The 2,867-nt window shown below is 70.9% G+C and carries 3 protein-coding genes; all 3 read right to left on the reverse strand.

What is annotated here, in order from left to right; all coding sequences use genetic code 11:
* Positions 1-925, reverse strand: a 925-nt coding sequence (locus AB0J52_RS34695) for an N-6 DNA methylase (RefSeq protein ID WP_500187131.1), incomplete at its 3' end; no start/stop codon positions are given.
* 219 nt (positions 926-1,144) lie between these two features.
* Positions 1,145-1,399, reverse strand: coding sequence for a hypothetical protein (locus tag AB0J52_RS34700; protein WP_500187132.1), 255 nt, complete (start codon positions 1,397-1,399; stop codon positions 1,145-1,147).
* Positions 1,400-1,596: 197 nt separating this feature from the next.
* Positions 1,597-2,634: an ABC-2 transporter permease gene (locus tag AB0J52_RS34705; RefSeq protein WP_500187133.1), complete on the reverse strand. Its 1,038-nt coding sequence runs from the start codon at positions 2,632-2,634 to the stop codon at positions 1,597-1,599.
* Between the last annotated feature and the right edge of the window lie 233 nt (positions 2,635-2,867).

Consider the following 2,867-nt stretch of genomic DNA (forward strand, 5'->3'; position numbering starts at 1 on the left):
CCACGGACGGGGGCAGCGCGAGCACCGCGATCCCGGCGTCCGCGAGCACGGACGCCGCGTGCTGAACCCAGGCCAGTTCGGACTCGGTTCGCGGCGGCAGCCCCCACACCCAGCGGGGATCGGCGCTGAGTTCGTCGTATCCCCAGTCGCGCTGGTTCGTCGGAACATTGCACACGAGCACGTCGGCCCGCACGCCTCCGAACGCATCGCGGCGCAGCGTGTCGCTCGCCTCGATCCGGGCCTCGGCGCCGGTCTGCACACCGACGCGTGCCGCGGCGAGGGCGGCCAGGGCGGGGTCGAGTTCCTGGCCGAACAGGGTCGGAGGCCGCCCGCCCGCCCAGCGCCGGGCCGCCGCGAGCAGCAGCGAACCGGTGCCACACGCCGGATCGAGGACGGTCTCGACCTTCTCGGCACCGCCGAGCTCCGCGATCTCGCACATGAGGTCGGCGAGCATCGGGGGGGTGGCGGACACCTGCCGGACGTGCGTCCCGAGCCAGCGATCAAACAGGTACTCGAACGTCGCTTCGGAGCCTTCGCGCTTGGTCAGAGCCCGCGCGTCCCTCAGCAGCGCGAGCTCCGCCTCGTTCAGCTCGCCTTGCGGGTCGGGACCGAGCAGCCGCCCCGAGAGCTCATTGCCGAGGGCCGCCAGGATCCGAGCCATCACGTCGCGCTCGCCGAGAGCCTCGAACCTCGGCCACAACCGTTGCGCCGCGCCGGTACCCCCGGGAAGCCGGCCGTGCTCCCGAAGCCAAGCCTCCACCTCGTCCAGAGAGAACTGCGGGCTGGTGTCGCTGCCACCCGTCGGAGCCGGGAAGTCGGGGTGCCGCCGCCTCCAGTTGCTGACGGCGGCCCTGCCCACTCCGGCGATGCGAGCGATCTCGGCCAGCGTCACGGTCACGGTGGCATCGCCGCCGACGTTCGGCATTTGTCCTCCCCTGGCGGCTCCGGTCACGCCGCCTACAGCGTGCATGCCGGAAGTGGGTCGAGCAACTGTTGACTGAGTTTACTCAGAGCGGGTGGAAAGACCGCCAGGGGGTGCACCTGCGGCGCCGCGCCAGGCTACGGCCTCGGTGAGGGCAGCCAAGGGGTGGGCGCGGGCCGAAACGGCTCGCTGAGGCGCTCTGAGATCAGGTGGAGGGGACGGTCAGGCCGGGACGGGGCCGCCGTCGGATTCGTCTTTGGGGTTGGGGTTCTGTTCGAGGTACTCGTCGTCGGGCCAGAGGTCGTCGGCCAGCCAGGCGAGGTACTCCTCGTCACCCGGGTCGAGCTCGGCGGTCATCGACTCGGGGTACGGGGGCGGCGGCTCGGGGGCGCGCGGCGGCATGGCGCGGAGGAGGCGCGGCAGGCACAAGGTGGCGAAAAGGCCGGCGAGCGTGGCAAGGACCAGAGCTGCGATCAACCCCTGCCGTCCTTCCGTACGTAAGGAGCAAAACACTTGAACGCTACTAGAGGCATCTATCGGACGTCGGGGCGACATGCCGCGTGTGGAAAGGGATCTTGCGAAGTTTCACCGGGGTTGGAACATGCCGCGGCCCCCGACCGGAGTCGGGGGCCGCGCGGGGACCGGTCCGCAGGGCGGTCACCGGTGGGTGGGCATCAGGCCGGGACGGCCTCCTCCAGTTCCTGTTCGAGGTCTTCGCGGGTGGGTGCGGGAATCGGCTTCGGCTGGCGGAGGCGGGACTCGTGGAGGGCCGCCAGGCCGATGAGGACCACGCCCGCGAGGAGCCAGAGGACGAGGGTCAGCAGGTGGCCGCCCAGTGCGTGGTCGTCGAAGTAGACGACGCTGCGGACGCCTTCGACGAAGCCCGCGCCCGTCCAGAAGGAGTGCAGGGACGCGAAGAAGCCGTTCTGGAGCTCGGGGCGGAAGACGCCGCCGGCGGTGGTGAAGTTCAGCATCACGAACAGCACCATCATCGCCAGCATCGTGAAGCGCTTGAGGAAGGTGTGCAGGCCGACGCCGATCAGCAGGATGCCGGTCGTGTACAGGACGGACATCCCGAACAGCGCGGGCAGGTCGTGGTCGACGAGGTGGAAGACCGGGCCCGCGAAGAGCGTGCCGATGGCGCTGACGACCACGCCCGTCCCGACGGCGATCAGGGCGCGCAGGCGCATGCGGAGGGGCGCGCCCGCGCCGCCGATCGCGGCGACCGAGGTGTAGGAGCCGATGCTCAGTGCGACGAGCAGGAAGAACAGGCCCTGCGCGGTCGGGTCGCCCTTGGCGGGCGGCGCGACGTCGGTGACCTTCAGCGGGGCGTGCTGCGCGGACGCGACGTCGGTGAACACCTTCTGGACGACGGTCGCGGTCGTGTCGGAGCCCGCCGAGGCGACCAGCAGCTCGGGGGAGCCGGGGACGTACGCGCCGAAGATCTTCTGGTCCCGGAGCTGGGAGACGGCGGTGTCGCGGGCCGGGACGGTCCGGACGTCGAGGGCGTCGCCCGCCCGGTCCTTGAGCGTCTGCGCGAGCACCTGGGCCTGCGGGCCGCTCCCGACGACCGCGACGCGGAGCTCGTGCGGCTGCGGCTGGTGGAACGCGCCGAGGTAGGCGAGGCCCATGCCGACGCACATGATCAGCGGGACCAGCAGGTGGCCGAAGAGGTGGCGCAGGGTGGCGCGCGTGTCGCCCGTGCTCGTCATGGTCCTCCCCACAGGGTTAGTTGCAAAGTACAACTTCCAATAGGTTGTACTCTACAACTATGAGTGCGGTGACGGAACGTGACGGTGGACACACCCGGGACGAGGCCCTGGAGACCATCCGCTGGGAGCTGACGGCGCTGGCCCGGCGGGCGCGGGCGATCGCCGGGCGCTCGCACCCGGAGCTGAGCCTGGTCGCCTACAGCCTGCTCAGCCATCTGACCGACACCGGCGGG

Source organism: Spirillospora sp. NPDC049652 (genome assembly GCF_040675125.1).
Lineage (GTDB): Bacteria > Actinomycetota > Actinomycetes > Streptosporangiales > Streptosporangiaceae > Spirillospora.

What these genes read in the sequence shown, in the direction of transcription:
- AB0J52_RS34705 (WP_500187133.1), bottom strand. Translation starts at nt 2,634, where the DNA reads ATGACGAGCACGGGCGACACGCGCGCCACCCTGCGCCACCTCTTCGGC.